The following is a 16,131-nucleotide window of genomic DNA, read 5'->3' on the forward strand; positions in this document are numbered from 1 at the left end:
CCGGCGGCGTCCGCTGCACGGTGCCGGGAGGGGTTCCCTACGATGGCCCGGTGACGACCAGTGACACCGCCGCAGACGTCAGGCGCGAGGAGCCTCCGGGCGGGGGTCTGTCCAACTGGCGGGACAGAATGCGCCGGTTCGGATACCCGGGACGCCACGGCGGCGGCCCGCGGCCGGGCACCAGGGAGCGCCTGGTGCCGCCGTGGCCGGAGCCCGATGTGCGCATCGGGGCGCTGTTCGGCTTCTCGCCGGTCGTCGCGGCCCGGCTGGCGCGCTGGTCGGCCTGGGGAGGACCGCTGCTGATCGCGCTCGTCGCGGGACTGCTGCGGTTCTGGCAGCTCGGCTCGCCGCACGCGGTGATATTCGACGAGACGTACTACGCCAAGGACGCCTGGGCGCTGCTGCACTTCGGGTACGAGGGCACCTGGCCGGACAAGGCCAACGACCAGATCCTCGCCAACCCGCAGCACATCCCGCTCTCCCCCGAGGGCTCGTACGTCGTCCACCCCCCGATGGGGAAGTGGATCATCGCGGTCGGCGAATGGCTCTTCGGGCTCGACCCCTTCGGCTGGCGCTTCATGACCGCGCTGCTCGGCACGCTCTCGGTGCTGATGCTCTGCCGGATCGGGCGCCGCCTGTTCCGCTCCACCGCGCTGGGCTGCCTCGCCGGCGCGCTGATGGCGGTCGACGGCCTGCACTTCGTGATGAGCCGCACCGCGCTGCTCGACCTGATGGTCATGTTCTGGGTGCTCGCCGCGTTCGGCTGCCTGCTGGTGGACCGGGACAGAACGCGGGAACGGCTGGTCAGAGCACTGCCCGAGGACGGCGAGGGCGGAGTGCGCCCCGACCCCGGGGTCGGCGACGGGCTCCGCTTCGGCTGGCGCCCCTGGCGCCTGGCGGCCGGCCTGTGCCTGGGCCTGGCCTGCGCGAGCAAGTGGAACGGCGCCTATGTGCTGGCCGCCTTCGGCGTGCTGGCGGTGCTGTGGGACGTGGGCGCACGCCGCACCGCGGGCGCCGCGCACCCCGTGAAGGCGATGCTCCGCAAGGACGCGGTCCCCGCGTTCCTCAGCACCGTGGTGCTCTCGGTCGCCACGTACATCGCGTCCTGGTCCGGCTGGTTCGCCACCTCCGGCGGCTACTTCCGGGACTGGGCGAACGGGCAGGGCGCCGCGGGCCCCTGGGGCTGGCTCCCCGACCCGCTGCGCAGCCTGTGGCACTACGAGGCCGAGGTGTACGACTTCCACGTCGGCCTCACCTCGGGGCACACCTACCAGTCCAACCCGTGGAGCTGGCTCGTGCTGGGCCGCCCCGTCTCGTACTTCTACGAGTCGCCGAAGGCGGGCCACGACGGCTGCACGGACACCGCCGAGGGCTGCGCGCGCGAAGTCCTCGCACTCGGTACGCCGTTGCTGTGGTGGGCCGCGTGCCTGGCCCTGCTGTATGTGCTCTACCGCTGGCTCTTCCGCCGCGACTGGCGCGCGGGCGCGGTGCTGTGCGGGGTGGCGGCGGGATATCTGCCCTGGTTCCTGTATCAGGAGCGGACCATCTTCCTGTTCTACGCGGTGGTGTTCGTGCCCTTCCTCTGCCTCGCGCTGGCGATGACGGCGGGGGCGCTCGCGGGGCCGCCGGGCGTGCGCATCCAGCGGCGCACCGTGGGGATTGTCACCGTCGGCGTTCTCTGCCTCTTGATCGTCTGGAACTTCATCTATTTCTGGCCCCTTTACACGGGGCAGACCATTCCGCTGGAGGCCTGGCGGCACCGCATGTGGCTGGACACCTGGATCTGAAGCCGTCAGGGTGTGCCGGGCCGGACGTGCCAGGGGTGTAACCGTGAACGGGCCGGTGTGCGGCGGGAGTTGAACACCGCACCGGGACGCGTTGTCGGTGCGTTGTCGGAATGCGACCGCGGCGTTATCCAGAGTTCATCTGTGATCACGGGATGTCCTGGAACTGAGCGCTCCGCACATCGCGTCTGCGACTTCGGTTCCACTCCGGGCCCGAAACCCCCGGATCCGGTGAATCCTCGAATCCACATCCCCGCTATATGCCGCCGAACGGGCATACCGGGGCACGGGCGGTTACGCGAGTGCTCTAGGGTGCGTCGGACAGTCCTCGGTCGAGTTGGCTGAGGCGGGGTGGAGGGGCAGATTCTCAGATGCGTGACAGTCAGAAGATGGCGGTCATCGGCGGCGTCGCCGCCGCGATCGTCGGCGCCACCGGCTTCGGTGTGTATGCACTGGTCGGCGGCGGAGACAAGAACGGCGAGGGCTCCGGCGGAAGCGTGTCCACCGCCGCCGAGGGCAAGACCGGAGAGGAGGTTCCGAGCGGCCCGCCGAGCGCTGCCGAAGTGCGGAGCACCGCACAGCAGTTCCTCTCGTCGTGGGCCTCGGGGAACACCGCCAAGGCCGCGGGTCTGACCGACGACCGCGCCGCCGCGGCGAAGGCGCTCACCGGGTTCCGGCAGAGCGGCCACATCGCGAAGGTGAACCTCAAGCCGGGCACCGCGTCCGGCACGAAGGTCCCGTTCAGCGTGGCCGCCAACATCAGCTACCAGCAGGAGCGCGCCGGGCTGCAGTACGCCTCCGCGCTGAACGTGGTGCGCGACAAGCAGAGCGGCAAGCCGGTGGTGCACTGGAAGCCCTCCGTGCTGCACCCCAAGCTCCAGGCGGGTCAGTCGATCAAGACCGACGAGGCGGGCACCCCGCCCATCAAGGCGGTCGACCGCAACGGCTCGGAGATCGACAAGAAGAGCCACCCCACGCTCGGCCCGGTCCTCGACGACCTGCGCAGGCGGTACGGCGACAAGACCGACGGCAAGCCCGGCGTGGAGACCCGCATCGTGAACGCCAAGGGCAAGGACGCGGGCACCACCCTGCGCACGCTCTCGGAGGGCACGCCCGGCACCCTCAAGACGACCCTGGACCTCAAGACCCAGACCGCGGCGGAGAAGGCGGTCAAGGCCAAGGGCAAGGGCTCGGCCGTGGCGGTCAAGCCCAGCACCGGCGAGATCCTCGCCGCGGTCGACCAGCCCGCCGGCGGGTACAGCACCGCGCTGCGCGGCTCCCTGGCGCCCGGCTCGACGATGAAGATCGTCACCGCCGAGATGCTGATGGACAAGGGCATGACCGCGCCCAACAAGCAGCACCCGTGCCCCAAGTACGTGACCGTTGGCGGCTGGAAGTTCCAGAACCTCAACAAGTCCGAGATCAAGCACGGCACCTTCGCGCAGAGCTTCGCGGCCTCCTGCAACAACGCCTTCATCTCGCAGGCGAAGAAGCTGAAGGACGACGACCTGACGAAGGAGGCCAAGGAGGTCTTCGGCCTCGGCGCGAACTGGAACGTGGGCACCGGCACCTTCGACGGCGCCGTCCCGGTCCAGTCCGACGCGCAGATGGCCGCCTCGCTGATCGGTCAGGGCGGCGTCCGCGCCAACCCGCTGACCATGGCCTCGGTCGCCGCCACGGTGCAGAACGGCGGCTTCAAGCAGCCGGTCGTGGTCTCGCCCAAGCTGGACGACCGCGCCATCGCGAAGCAGGCCCGGCAGATGAAGCCCGGCGTCGCCAAGAACCTCAAGTCGCTGATGAAGCTCACCGCGCAGAGCGGCACGGGCGCCAAGGCGATGGCGGGTCTGAGCGGCGACATCGGCGCGAAGACCGGTTCCGCCGAGGTGGACGGCCAGAAGAAGCCGAACGCCTGGTTCACGGCCTACCGCAACGACATCGCGTCGGCCGCCATCGTGCCCGCCTCCGGGCACGGCGGTGACAACGCGGGTCCGGTGGTCCGCGCGATCCTGCAGTCCGGCGGCGGCAGCTGAGCCACGCGCACCGCTGATCCACGCGATCCGCCTGGGGCGGGACGGGGAGCTTCCCCGTCCCGCCCTTTCGCGTGTGCGGGGCCGCGTACGCGGTCCGGTGCGCGTGCCGGTACGGGATCCCGTACTGGCCCCGTACGGAAACCCTTCGCGTGGTCGATACACGCGGCGATAGCGTCGGCCGCATGACGCAGCCGAGTTCAGCGCACCCGCGCTTCGCAGAGGCCCTGGCAGCACGGGGAGTCCGGGATCTGGAGGTGCGCTCCTTCCCGGAGGCCACCCGCACCGCCGAGGAGGCGGCAGCGGCCATCGGGTGCGAACTCGCCCAGATCGTCAAGTCCTTGGTCTTCGCCGTGGACGGCGACCCCGTGCTGGTCCTGATGGACGGGGCGTCGCGGGTGGACACCGACCGGGTACGCGACGAGCTCGGCGCGCGGAAGGTGAAGCGGGCCGACGCCGACCTCGTACGCAAGGCCACCGGCTACGCGATCGGCGGGGTGCCGCCCTTCGGGCACGTCACCGAGCTGCGGGTGCTGGCCGACCGGGGGCTGCTGGAGCACGAGACGGTGTGGGCGGCGGCGGGCACCCCGTACACCGTCTTCCCGATGCGGCCCGAGGAGCTCGTCGGGCACGCGCGCGGCGCGTTCGCCGACGTCAAATGACCCCGGTGGTCGTCGCGGCGGTGCTGGCCGCCGCCCTCGCGCACGCGAGCTGGAACGCCCTCGCGCACGGCATACGCGACCAGTTGACCGCCTTCAGCCTGGTCGGCGGGGGCGGCGCGGTGTGCGGGGCCGTGCTGGTCTGCTTCGCGCCCGTGCCCGCCGCCGGGGCGTGGCCCGCGCTGCTGGTCTCCGTGGTGCTGCACGTGATCTACCAGATCCTGCTGATGCGGTCCTTCGGGCTGGGCGACTTCGGGCAGATGTACCCCATCGCGCGCGGCACGGCCCCGCTGGTGGTCACCGTGCTCGCCGCGGTCTTCCTGCACGAACTCCCGGACGCCTGGCAGCTCGCCGGTGTCGCGCTGGCCTCCGCTGGGCTGCTCGGCGTCGCGTTGTGGGGGATACGCGGCAAGAGCGGGCAGCGGCCGCAGTGGCCCGCGCTCACCGCGGCCGTCGCGACGGGGCTCGCCATCGCCTCGTACACCACCGTGGACGGCGTCGGGGTGCGCGCGTCCGGCAGCCCGCTCGGCTACATCGCCTGGCTGATGGTGCTGCAGGGCGCGCTGATCCCGGCGTACGCCTTCGCCGTGCGCGGCCGCGCGCTCGCCGGGCTGCTGCGGCCGGTGGCGGTGCGCGGGCTCGTCGGGGGCGCGCTCTCGGTCGCCGCGTACGGGCTGGTGCTGTGGGCGCAGACGAAGGCACCGCTCGCCCCGGTGGCCGCCCTGAGGGAGTCCTCGATCATCGCCGGCGCGGCCTTCGGCGCCCTCTTCTTCAAGGAGCGCTTCGGGGCACCCAGAGTGATCGCCTCGGCACTGATGGTGGGCGGCATAGCCCTGATGCTGCACAGCAGTTGAGGGGGCCCGCCTCGTTCCGCCGGGGGCCACGGGTCCGGCAGGGGTGCTCCGTCCGGCGACTACCCTGGAGGGCTGGCCCCTTTGCGTACAGGAGTGAGATGGCTGTCAATCTCGTCAATCTGGAGTCCGTCGGCAAGGTGTACGGCACCCGTGCGCTGCTCGACGGCGTCTCGCTGGGGGTCAGCGAGGGCGACCGGATCGGGGTCGTGGGCCGGAACGGGGACGGCAAGACCACCCTGATCCGGATGCTCGCCAAGCTGGAGCCGGCCGACGACGGGCGCGTCACCCACAACACCGGGCTGCGCCTCGGCGTGCTCACCCAGCACGACTCCCTCGACCCCGCGGCGACCGTGCGGCACGAGGTCCTCGGCGACATGGAGGACCACGAGTGGGCCGGCGACGCCAAGGTCCGCGACGTGCTGACCGGGCTCTTCGGAGGGCTCGACCTGCCCGGGTTCCCGCAGGGTCTGGACACCGTGATCGGGCCGCTGTCGGGCGGCGAGCGGCGCAGGATCGCGCTGGCCCAACTGCTCATCTCCGAGCAGGACATGATCGTGCTCGACGAGCCCACCAACCACCTCGACGTGGAGGGCATCTCCTGGCTGGCCCGCCACCTGCGGGCCCGGCGCTCGGCGCTCGTGGTCGTCACCCACGACAGGTGGTTCCTGGACCAGGTGTGCACCCGCATGTGGGACGTACAGCGCGGCGCGGTGCACGAGTACGAGGGCGGGTACTCCGACTACGTGTTCGCGCGGGCCGAGCGCGAGCGGATCGCGGCGCAGGAGGAGGCCAAGCGGCAGAACCTCATGCGCAAGGAGCTGGCCTGGCTGCGCCGCGGGCCCCAGGCGCGCACGAGCAAGCCCCGCTTCCGCGTCGAGGCCGCCAACGCGCTGATCGCCGACGAGCCGCCGGCCCGGGACACCGCCGAGCTGATGAAGTTCGCCAACTCCCGCCTGGGCAAGACCGTCTTCGAGCTGGAGGACGTCTCCATCCAGGCCGGCCCGAAGGTGCTGCTCAAGCACCTGACCTGGCAGCTCGGCCCGGGCGACCGCGTCGGCCTGGTCGGCGTCAACGGCGCGGGCAAGACCTCCCTGCTGCGTGCCCTCGCGGACACCGCGCGCACCATGGGCGAGGAGCCCTCGCCGCTGGTCACCGGCGGGCACATCAAGGTCGGCAAGACCGTGAAGCTGGCGTACCTCTCGCAGGAGGTGGCCGAACTCGACCCCACCTGGCGTGTCCTGGAGGCCGTCGAGCAGGTGCGCGGCCGGGTGGACCTCGGCAAGGGGCGCGAGATGACCGCCTCCCAGCTCTGCGAGCGCTTCGGCTTCGGCAAGGAGAAGCAGTGGACGCCGGTCGGCGACCTCTCCGGCGGCGAGCGGCGGCGGCTCCAGATCCTGCGGCTGCTGATGGACGAGCCCAACGTGCTCTTCCTCGACGAGCCCACCAACGACCTGGACATCGAGACCCTGACCCAGCTCGAGGACCTGCTCGACGGCTGGCCAGGATCGCTGATCGTGATCTCCCACGACCGGTACTTCGTCGAGCGCACCACCGACCGCGTGCAGGCCCTGATGGGCGACGGCACCATGCGGATGCTGCCGCGCGGCATCGACGAGTACCTGGAGCGCCGCGAGCGGCAGCGGGAGAACGCGACGGCCGGCGCGCCCGCCTCGGGCGGCGCCTCCGCTTCCGGTGCGCCGTCCGCCGCTGCCGCGGAGCCGAAGGCCAAGCCGGCGGCGGCCTCGCGGGCCGCGCAGAAGGAGATGCAGCGCATCGAGCGGCAGCTCGACAAGGTCGAGAAGGAGGAGCGCGCGCTGCACGCCGAGATGGCCGAGCACGCCACCGACTTCGAGCGCGTCGCGGGCCTGGACACCCGGGCGCGCGAACTCGCCGAGCAGCGCGAGGAGTTGGAGATGCGCTGGCTGGAGCTCGCCGAGGGGGAGTGAGCACGGCGGCGCGAACGGCCCCGTGAAGGGCCGGAGGAGACGTATAACGGCCCGGTTCCAGGGACGGGAACCGGGCCGTTCGGTGTCGGTGGCCGGTGATAGAAAGTACGTCGCTCAGGGGGCCGCGGCGGGCGGGGAAGATGCCCGGTTCGGGGGCTCTTGAGGGGACTCGGGGGCCGGACGGACCGGTCCGTCCGTTAACGAGGGAATGTTCCATGTCGCAGCCGCCTCCGCCTCCACCGCCGAACCAGCCACCGCCGCCGGGACAGCCCCCGCAGGGCGGCGGATACGGGTACCCGCAGGGTGAGGGCGGCGGGTACGGCTACCCCCAGCAGCCCCAGCAACAGCCGCAGCAGCCCCAACAGCCGCCGCAGGGTGGCGGATTCGGGAGCCCCGCGCCGCCGCCGGGACCGACGGGTCAGCCGGGGCCGACAGGTCAGCCCGGCCAGCCCGGTCCCTATGCGCCGCAGCAGCCCGGCCCGTACGCGCCGCAGCAGCCGGGTCCGTACGGACCGGGGCAGCCGGGACCGTACGGACCCGGACCCGGCCAGTATCCGACCGTGCCGCCGAACGGCCCCGGCTTCGGCGGCGGTCCGGGCGGCGGCAGCGGTGGCGGCGGCAATCGCACGCTGGTCGCGATCATCGCCGCCGTGGTCGCCGTGGTGCTGGTCGCCGGCGTCGGCGGCTACTTCCTGCTGAACGGCGGGAGCGAGGACACCACGGCCAACGGCGGCTCGCAGGGCGGCGGCGACAAGCCCGCCAGCACCAAGGGCCGGCAGATCCTCAAGCTCAAGACGCCCGACCTGGGCGGCGAGTCCACGCTGCGGCTGCCCGGCGGCTGGGCCACCGACAAGGTGTTCGCCAAGTCCGACATCCGCAGCATCAAGGGGTACGACGCGGCCGGCGGCGGCGAGAAGTGGTCCATCCCGCTGGACGGCAATGTGTGCGGCGCCTCCAGGGAGCAGACGAAGGACCACAAGGCGGCGATCGTGTTCGCCCAGACCCGGTCCTCCGACGCGCCCTGCTCCCAGTTCGGCATCGTCGATCTGGACAAGGGCAAGCTGCTGTGGGACGCCCCGATCCCGGGCACCGACACGTCCATCAGCCACGACTTCGACGTGGCGATCGGCAAGGGGGTGGCGGCCGTCCAGTGGACCGGCGGCTCGGCCGCGTACCCGGTCCAGGACGCCAAGCCAGCCAAGCCGCTGTGGAAGAGCAAGACCGACTTCGTCTCCTCGGGGTGCAGCGACGACGGCTTCGCCGGCGGCGAGGAGCTGGTCGCGGTCGTGAAGTGCGGCGGCGAGACCGGCACCGAGCGGTACAAGGTGCAGAAGCTGGAGCCGCGTTCGGGCAAGGAGAAGTGGGAGTTCGAGCTCCCGCGCGGCCTGAAGAACATCAAGGTCGTCTCGACCGACCCGATGGTGCTGGCGGTCGGCGCGGGCAGCGCCTCCGTCACCGACGTGATGACCGTCGGTGAGGACGCCAAGCTGAAGGGCAAGATCTCGCTGGGCGAGGGCGCGGGCCAGAAGTACAACCCGGGCTGCGACGGCGACGGCACCGAGGGCTGCACCAAGATCGTCGCGGACGACGACACGGTCTACATGCCCAGCAGGCCGCACCAGGGCGACTCCGGGTACAGCACGAGCAACGAGGTCATGGCGTTCTCCTTCGAGGGCGGGACCCCGCGCTGGAAGGCCGGCGCCAAGGACGGGCGGGAAATCAGCCCGATGCGCATGGAGGGCGACAAGCTCCTCGCGTACCGGCAGCCGACCTACGGATCGCAGGGCGGCGAGGTCGTGGCGATCGACCCTTCGAGCAAAAAGGAAGAGCTCTATCTGAAGAACCCGGTCTCCAGCGCGCGCTCCGAAGCTCCCTTCGCGCGCGGCTCGTTCGGTGACCCGCCGCTCTTCGAGAACGGCCGCCTCTTCCTGTACAACTCGCTGCTCTCCAAGCCGATGGGCGGCGACGACTACGGCAAGTACATGGCGATCGGTTTCGGCAACGGCTGAACTCCCGCCGCGCGTGCGGCCCTCGGCGCCTCCGGCGCCGCACGGCCCCCGCGCCGCAGCATCGCAGCGCACCACCACGACGGCCCGCCGGCGCATCCGGCGGGCCGTCGCCGTCTGTTGCCGCGCCATTCTGCGCGGTAAGGGGGGCGGAAAGCCGGACAACCGTGTAGCTTCCGGGAACAAGAAAGAGGCAAAGAGGCGGGGCCTGGGGGTGGGACCGCCGCGAAATGTCAGGTGGGGGAAACGGAAGCGAGGGATTCCGCGATTGTGGGGGGTAGAGCTCGATGAGCGTTCGGCTGATGGTGGTTGATGACCACCGGCTGCTCGCCGAGGCACTGGCCTCGGCATTGAAATTGCGCGGCCACCGTGTGCTGGCCGCGGCCGCGCCGAGCAGCGGCGCGGCGGATCTCGTGGTGAGCCGCGCGCCCGAGGTGTGCCTGCTGGGCACCGCGACGCCGGCTGAGCCGGGGGTGTTCGACCCCGTGGTGCGCATCAAGAGAGAGAAACCGCAGATCGCGGTGGTGGTGCTCGGCCCCGTTCCCAGCCCGCGCGGAATCGCCTCCGCCTTCGCGGCGGGGGCGTCCGGCTATGTGCGGCACGATGAGCGCATCGAGGGGGTGGAGCGGGCCATGATGAAGGCCAGGGCGGGGGAGTCGGCGGTGGCGCCGCAGCTTCTCCAGGACTCCTTCGCCGAGCTGCTGAACCCCGCGGCCGAGCCCGACGACGAGGGGGCGCGGCTGCTGAGGCTGCTCACCCCGCGGGAGGTGGAGGTGCTGGTGCGGGTCGCCGAGGGCGAGGACACCCGCCTGATCGCGGTCGGCATGGGCATCGCGCCCAGCACCGCGCGCACCCATGTGCAGCGGGTCCTGATGAAGCTGGGGGTGGGCTCGCGCCTGGAGGCGGCGGCCCTGGCGGCGCGTACGGGGCTGCTGGACCGCGCCGCGCGCCCGGTCAACCGCGGCGAGCAGGAGGAGGGGGCGGCGCCCGCCGAGCCTTAGCGGCAGAGGCGTCCCGAGGGAGGAGGGGGCCTCCCTCGGGACGTGGGGGAGTGCTCCCTCAGGAGGACGGGGTCCCCTCCTCGGCCTCCTCCGTCGCCGCCGGCGGCGGGATCGTCGGGCTGACCCGGAGCCATACGAGGAAGGCCAGGCCCAGGACGAGCATCGCGAGGCCCGTCCACAGGTTGATGTTGACGTTCTCGGCCTTCTTGATGTCCGCCTCGGTGGCGAAGATCCCGGCGACCGTGATGATCACGCCGTAGACCACGAACAGGCCGCCGATGATGCGGCGCACGTCGAAGAGCCGCGCGGCGGTCTGCGACCTGCGCTCCAGCTCCTCGACCTCCTGGGCCACGGCGCCGGGGTCCTGTGAAGTGCCCGGATTCTGCGGGGTGTTGCCGTTGCTGTCGCTCATGATGGATCGGTCCTCGGTTCAGCGGGGCGGCTCAGAAGGAGAAGGGGATGTAGCAGAGCGCGGCCAGCACGACGGCGCCCCAGCCCAGCAGCGCGGGCTTGCGGTACCAGGCGTCGTCGCCCTCGGCCGGGGGCTCCTCGGCGCCGGGCGAGACCGTCCCGTACACCAGGCCCTGGAGCTGCTCCACCGGCTTCGGCTTCGTGAAGAGCGTGACGGCGAGCATCACCACGGCGCCGACCACGAAGGCGACGATCGAGGACACGAAGTTGGCGCCCTGCTCGCTGGGGATGGCGATGACGCCCTGCTTGTAGAGCCAGAAGTAGTTGACCATCGCCGCGAGGGTGCCGCTCAGCAGGCCCCAGAACCCGGCGGCCGCCGTGGTCCGCTTCCAGAACATGCCGATGATGAAGACCACGAAGAGCGGCACGTTGAAGAAGGAGAACAGCGTCTGCAGGTAGTTCATGATGTTCTCGAAGGAGGCCGCGATGAACGCGGTGCCCATCCCGATCAGCACGCCGATCACGGTGACCCAGCGTGCCGTCTTCACGTAGTACGCGTCGGGCTTGTCCTTCTTCAGGTACGCGGCCCAGATGTCGTTCGTGAAGACGGTGTTGAAGGACGAGATGTTCGCCGCCATGCCGGCCATGAACGCCGCGAGCAGACCGGTCACCGCGATGCCCAGCACGCCGTTCGGCAGCAGGTCCCGCATGAGCACGGGGATCGCGTCGTTGTAGGTCAGGTCGCTGCCGGGCTTGCCCAGGTTCGGCTCCATGACCAGCGCGATCAGGCCGGGGATCACGACGACCGCGGGGATCAGGATCTTCGGGAAGGCGCCGATCAGCGGGGTGCGCCGGGCCGCGGAGAGGTTCTTGGCGGAGAGCGCGCGCTGCACCTCGGCGAAGTTGGTGGTCCAGTAGCCGAAGCTCATCACGAAGCCGAGGCCGAGCACGATGGTGAGCCAGTTGGCGCCCAGCGGGTTGGCCTGGCCGATCCCGGTGCCCTCCCACGCGGTCATGAAGGAGCCGCCGTGCGAGCTGGTCAGCTTGTCGCTGAGTCCGTCCCAGCCGCCGACCTTCTTCAGGCCGAGCACTGTCAGCGGGATCAGCGCCGCGAGGATCACGAAGAACTGCAGCACCTCGGTGTAGATCGCCGAGGAGAGCCCGCCCAGCGTGATGTAGGCCAGCACGAAGAACCCGGCGACCACGATCGCCACCCAGGTCTCCCACCCGAGCAGCGCCTCCAGCACGATCGCCAGCGCGTAGAGGTTCACGCCCGCGATCAGCACCGCGGAGACCGCGAAGATGACCGAGCTCAGCAGGTGCGAGGACGGGCCGAAGCGGTGCAGCAGGAACTCCGGTACGGAGCGCACCTTCGAGCCGTAGTAGAAGGGCATCATCACCAGGCCGAGGAAGACCATGGCGGGGATGGCGCCGACCCAGTACCAGTGCACGGTGTAGACGCCGTACTGCGCGCCGTTGGCGGCCATGCCGAGGATCTCGGTGGCGCCCAGGTTGGCGGCGACGAAGGCGAGGCCGGTGATCCACGCGGGGAGCGACCGGCCGGAGAGGAAGAAGTCGAGGCTGGTCTTCACACTGCGGCGGGCGGCGAAGCCGATGCCGAGGATCACGGCGAAGTAGATGCCCAGCAGTGTGTAGTCGAGCCCGTTGATGGGGAGCCGTAGCCCCTCGGCGAGGTAGTGCATCGTCACTCTTTTCCGGTGGGCCCCGGAGGGCCCCTGGCCCCCGGGACACGCTTCTTCGCGCGAATCGGAACGGACGCGAACCTACTCGCCAGACTTCGTTTCTTGAAGACTTTGGTTGCTGAGGTTTGTTTGATTGTGATGATTCGGGGGCGGGTGCGGGGTGGTACGGAGGGCTCCGGGGCATCGCGCCGCGGCCGTCGGCGACACCGCTCGGGACATTGACGGGTCTGTTCGGATGCGATGTATTGTGTTGGAAAGTGTTTAGGACAGTCGGTCGAGGAGCCTGCACGGTGCTGCGATCAACCCCGGACCGGGACCCGTACCCGCACGTCAAGAAGACCTCCCAGCGGCTCGCCGACGGGCGCGAGATCGTCTACTACGACGCACGCGACGACGCCGTGCGCGGCGCGGCCGACCAGCGGCCGCTCCCGGTCACCAGCACCTCGTCCGAGATCCGCTACGACCCGCTGCTCGCGGAGTGGACCGCGGTCACCGCGCACCGCCAGGCGCGTACGTACCACCCGCCGGCCGACCAGTGCCCGCTGTGCCCGTCCCGCGAGGGCAACCACAGCGAGATCCCCGAACCCGACTACGACGTGGTCGTCTTCGAGAACCGCTTCCCCTCCTTCGCGGGCGAGCCGGGCCCGGTCGCCGCCGACGGGCCGCACGGGCTGTTCGCGCACGGGACCGGCGCGGGGCGCTGCGAGGTGGTCTGCTTCACCTCGGACCACGAATCCTCGTTCGCGGACCTCAGCGAGGACCAGGCGCGGCTGGTGCTGGAGGCGTGGACCGACCGCACGGCCGAGCTGTCCCAGCACCCCGGCATCGAGCAGGTCTTCTGCTTCGAGAACAGGGGGCGGGAGATCGGCGTGACCCTCCAGCACCCGCACGGCCAGATCTACGGCTACCCCTTCGTGACCCCGCGCACCGAGCGGATGCTGGCCTCGGTGGCCCGGCACAAGGAGGAGACCGGGCGCAACCTCTTCGACGACGTGGTCGCGGCCGAACTCGCCGACGGGCGGCGCGTGGTGGCCGAGACCGAGCACTGGGTGGCGTTCGTGCCGCACGCCGCGCACTGGCCGTACGAGGTGCACCTCTACCCGCGGCGGCGGGTGCGCGACCTCACCGAGCTGGACGAGGCGCAGCGCACAGAGTTCCCACAGCTCTACCTGCGAGTGTTGCGGGCGTTCGACAGGATCTTCGGCCCCGACGAGCCGCCGACCCCGTACATCTCCGCCTGGCACCAGGCCCCGGTGCGCGGCCTGCGGGGTGGCGAGCGCGGTGGCGTGCGCGATGAATACGCGCTTCACCTCGAGCTTTTCACCATCCGCCGTACTTCCGGCAAGCTGAAGTTCCTCGCGGGTTCCGAGTCCGGCATGAACGTGTTCATCAACGATGTGCCGCCGGAGGCCGCGGCCCAGCGACTGCGAGAGGTAGCGAGCACGTGAGTAAGTACCTGGTGACGGGCGGAGCAGGCTACGTGGGCAGCGTGGTCGCGGCCCACCTTCTGGAGGCGGGGCACACGGTCACGGTCCTGGACGATCTGTCCACGGGCTTCCGCGAGGCGGTCCCCGAGGGCGCGGAGTTCATCGAGGGCCGCATCCAGGAGGCGTCCCGCTGGCTCGACGCCTCGTACGACGGCGTGCTGCACTTCGCCGCGCACTCCCAGGTCGGCGAGTCGGTCGTCGACCCGGACAAGTACTGGCGCAACAACGTCGGCGGCACCACCGAGCTGCTCGGCGCCATGCGCGAGGCGGGCGTGCGCCGCCTGGTGTTCTCCTCCACGGCGGCCACCTACGGCGAGCCGGAGAACACCCCCATCAAGGAGACCGAGGCCGCGGCGCCGACCAACCCCTACGGGGCCTCCAAGCTCGCCGTGGACCACATGATCACCGGCGAGTGCGCGGCGCACGGGCTGGCCGCGGCCTCGCTGCGGTACTTCAACGTGGCGGGCGCGTACGGGAATTACGGCGAGCGGCACGACCCCGAGTCGCACCTCATCCCGCTCGTGCTCCAGGTCGCGCAGGGCCGCCGCGAGCACATCTCGGTGTTCGGCGACGACTACCCGACCGAGGACGGCACCTGCGTACGCGACTACATCCACGTCGCGGACCTCGCCGAGGCGCACCTCCTCGCCATGGACCAGGCGGTCACCGGCGAGCACCTGATCTGCAACCTCGGCAACGGCAACGGCTTCTCCGTACGCGAGGTCATCGAGACCGTCCGCAAGGTCACCGGGCACCCGATCCCCGAGGTGGTGGCCCCGCGCCGCGGCGGCGACCCGGCCGTGCTGGTGGCCTCGGCCGAGCGGGCGAAGGAGCGGCTCGGCTGGAAGCCCTCGCGCGCAGACCTGGCCGGAATCGTCGAGGACGCATGGCAGTTCGCGAAGAAGGTGGCATCGGAATGAGCACGGGCGGCAGCGCGGCGGAGGACGTCACCCCGGTCGCGGGCGGCTTCGCCGAGGTGTACGGGCACGCACCCGAGGGCGCCTGGGAGGCGCCGGGGCGGGTCAACCTCATCGGCGAACACACCGACTACAACGACGGGTTCGTGATGCCGCTCGCGCTGCCGCACGCCTGCCGGGCCGAGGCGGCCCGGCGGGACGACGGGGTGCTGCGGCTGCACTCGGCCGAGGCCCCGGGCGGCGTGGTCGAGCTGCGGGTGGACGAGCTGGCGGCGCAGGGCGCCGTCGGCGACCGCGGCGGCTGGGCCGCCTACCCCGCGGGCGTGGTCTGGGCGCTGCGCGAGGCGGGCCTCGAAGTGGGCGGCGCCGACCTGCACTTCACCAGCACCGTGCCGACCGGCGCCGGGCTCTCCTCCTCCGCGGCCCTGGAGGTCTCCACCGCGGTGGCGCTCGACGGGCTGTACGGGCTGGGTCTGGACGCCGAGCGCGCGGCCCGGCTCTGCCAGCGCGCGGAGAACGCCTTCGTCGGCGTGCCCTGCGGGATCATGGACCAGATGGCCGCGGCCTGCTGTACGGAGGGCCACGCGCTGTACCTCGACACCCGCGACCTCGCCCAGCGCCAGGTCCCCTTCGACCTCGCGGCGCAGGGGCTCCGGCTGCTGGTCGTGGACACCCGGGTCAAGCACGCCCTGGGCGACGGCGAGTACGCCAAGCGCCGCGCGGGCTGCGAGGCGGCAGCGGCGGCGCTGGGGGTGGCCGCGCTGCGCGACGTACCGCACGGCGAGCTGGAGACGGCGCTCAAGCAGCTCGCCGACCCCGAACTGGTGCCGCTGGTCCGGCACATCGTCACCGAGAACGAGCGGGTGCGCGAGGCGATCAGGCTGCTGGACGCGGGGGAGACCCGCGCGATGGGGCCCGTGCTCACCGCGGGGCACGCCTCGCTGCGCGACGATTTCGCCATTTCCTGCGCCGAGCTGGACCTCGTGGTGGACACCGCGCTGGAGGCCGGGGCGCTGGGCGCGCGCATGACCGGCGGCGGCTTCGGCGGCTCGGCGATCGTGCTGGCCGAGGAGCCGGCGGCGGAATCCGTCGCGGACGCGGTGCGCGCCGCCTTCGCCGCCGCGGGCCACGCGGCGCCCCGCGTCTTCGGCGCCACCCCTGCCCAGGGGGCACGCCGGATGGCGTGAAACCGCGCCACGGCACCGGTCCTGAACGAAACGGAACAGTCCCATCGGCTTGGCCCGGTGGCGCAAGGAGTTGTGTCAACCTCCTTCCGTTGTGCGCAGTCGCCCGTACTCTTAGTGCATGCGCACCGGTGGGGGCCGGTGCTGATCAG

The 16,131-nt window shown here is 71.3% G+C and carries 12 protein-coding genes; 10 read left to right on the forward strand and 2 right to left on the reverse strand.

Annotation, left to right across the window (positions count from 1 at the left end):
- The first annotated feature begins 50 nt into the window (after nt 1–50).
- The 7 genes from ABEE00_RS01955 (at nt 51) to ABEE00_RS01985 (ending at nt 10,277) form a co-directional block, all read left to right on the forward strand.
- Nucleotides 51–1,787, forward strand: a complete 1,737-nt coding sequence (locus tag ABEE00_RS01955) for a dolichyl-phosphate-mannose--protein mannosyltransferase (protein WP_451918475.1) — start codon at nt 51–53, stop codon at nt 1,785–1,787.
- 368 nt (nt 1,788–2,155) lie between these two features.
- Entirely contained in the window at nt 2,156–3,814 is a 1,659-nt protein-coding gene (locus ABEE00_RS01960) for a penicillin-binding transpeptidase domain-containing protein (RefSeq protein ID WP_345743385.1), read from the forward strand.
- Between the two features lie 182 nt (nt 3,815–3,996).
- Complete coding sequence (locus ABEE00_RS01965; RefSeq protein ID WP_345743386.1) at nt 3,997–4,473, forward strand: YbaK/EbsC family protein; 477 nt, start codon at nt 3,997–3,999, stop codon at nt 4,471–4,473.
- A complete protein-coding gene (locus ABEE00_RS01970; RefSeq protein WP_345743387.1) occupies nt 4,470–5,324 on the forward strand; it encodes a DMT family transporter in 855 nt (284 codons plus the stop codon). Before ABEE00_RS01965 ends, ABEE00_RS01970 begins: the two co-directional genes overlap by 4 nt.
- A gap of 98 nt (nt 5,325–5,422) precedes the next feature.
- Entirely contained in the window at nt 5,423–7,270 is a 1,848-nt protein-coding gene (locus ABEE00_RS01975) for an ABC-F family ATP-binding cassette domain-containing protein (RefSeq protein WP_345743388.1), read from the forward strand.
- A gap of 215 nt (nt 7,271–7,485) precedes the next feature.
- Nucleotides 7,486–9,279: a hypothetical protein gene (locus ABEE00_RS01980; RefSeq protein WP_345743389.1), complete on the forward strand. Its 1,794-nt coding sequence runs from the start codon at nt 7,486–7,488 to the stop codon at nt 9,277–9,279.
- A gap of 284 nt (nt 9,280–9,563) precedes the next feature.
- A complete protein-coding gene (locus ABEE00_RS01985) occupies nt 9,564–10,277 on the forward strand; it encodes a response regulator transcription factor (protein WP_345743390.1) in 714 nt (237 codons plus the stop codon).
- Nucleotides 10,278–10,335: 58 nt separating this feature from the next.
- Here the strand turns inward: ABEE00_RS01985 and ABEE00_RS01990 are convergent, their stop codons facing one another.
- Nucleotides 10,336–10,689: a DMT family transporter gene (locus tag ABEE00_RS01990; RefSeq protein WP_345743391.1), complete on the reverse strand. Its 354-nt coding sequence runs from the start codon at nt 10,687–10,689 to the stop codon at nt 10,336–10,338.
- A 31-nt stretch (nt 10,690–10,720) separates the two neighbouring features.
- A complete protein-coding gene (locus ABEE00_RS01995; protein WP_345743392.1) occupies nt 10,721–12,391 on the reverse strand; it encodes a sodium:solute symporter family protein in 1,671 nt (556 codons plus the stop codon).
- Between the two features lie 290 nt (nt 12,392–12,681).
- Between ABEE00_RS01995 and galT the strand changes: the two genes are divergently transcribed.
- Genes galT through galK form a run of 3 tightly spaced genes read left to right on the forward strand, consistent with a single transcriptional unit; the run spans nt 12,682 to nt 15,982 of the window.
- On the forward strand, nt 12,682–13,839 hold the full coding sequence (gene galT, locus ABEE00_RS02000) for a galactose-1-phosphate uridylyltransferase (protein ID WP_345743393.1): 1,158 nt from the start codon (nt 12,682–12,684) through the stop codon (nt 13,837–13,839).
- The gene (gene galE / locus ABEE00_RS02005) at nt 13,836–14,798 is read left to right on the forward strand and encodes a UDP-glucose 4-epimerase GalE (RefSeq protein ID WP_345743394.1); all 963 of its coding nucleotides are present in this window, start codon (nt 13,836–13,838) and stop codon (nt 14,796–14,798) included. Before galT ends, galE begins: the two co-directional genes overlap by 4 nt.
- Entirely contained in the window at nt 14,795–15,982 is a 1,188-nt protein-coding gene (gene galK / locus ABEE00_RS02010) for a galactokinase (RefSeq protein ID WP_345743395.1), read from the forward strand. Before galE ends, galK begins: the two co-directional genes overlap by 4 nt.
- The last annotated feature ends 149 nt before the right edge of the window (nt 15,983–16,131 follow it).

It is taken from the genome of Streptomyces odontomachicola, from assembly GCF_039605595.1.
Lineage (GTDB): Bacteria > Actinomycetota > Actinomycetes > Streptomycetales > Streptomycetaceae > Streptomyces.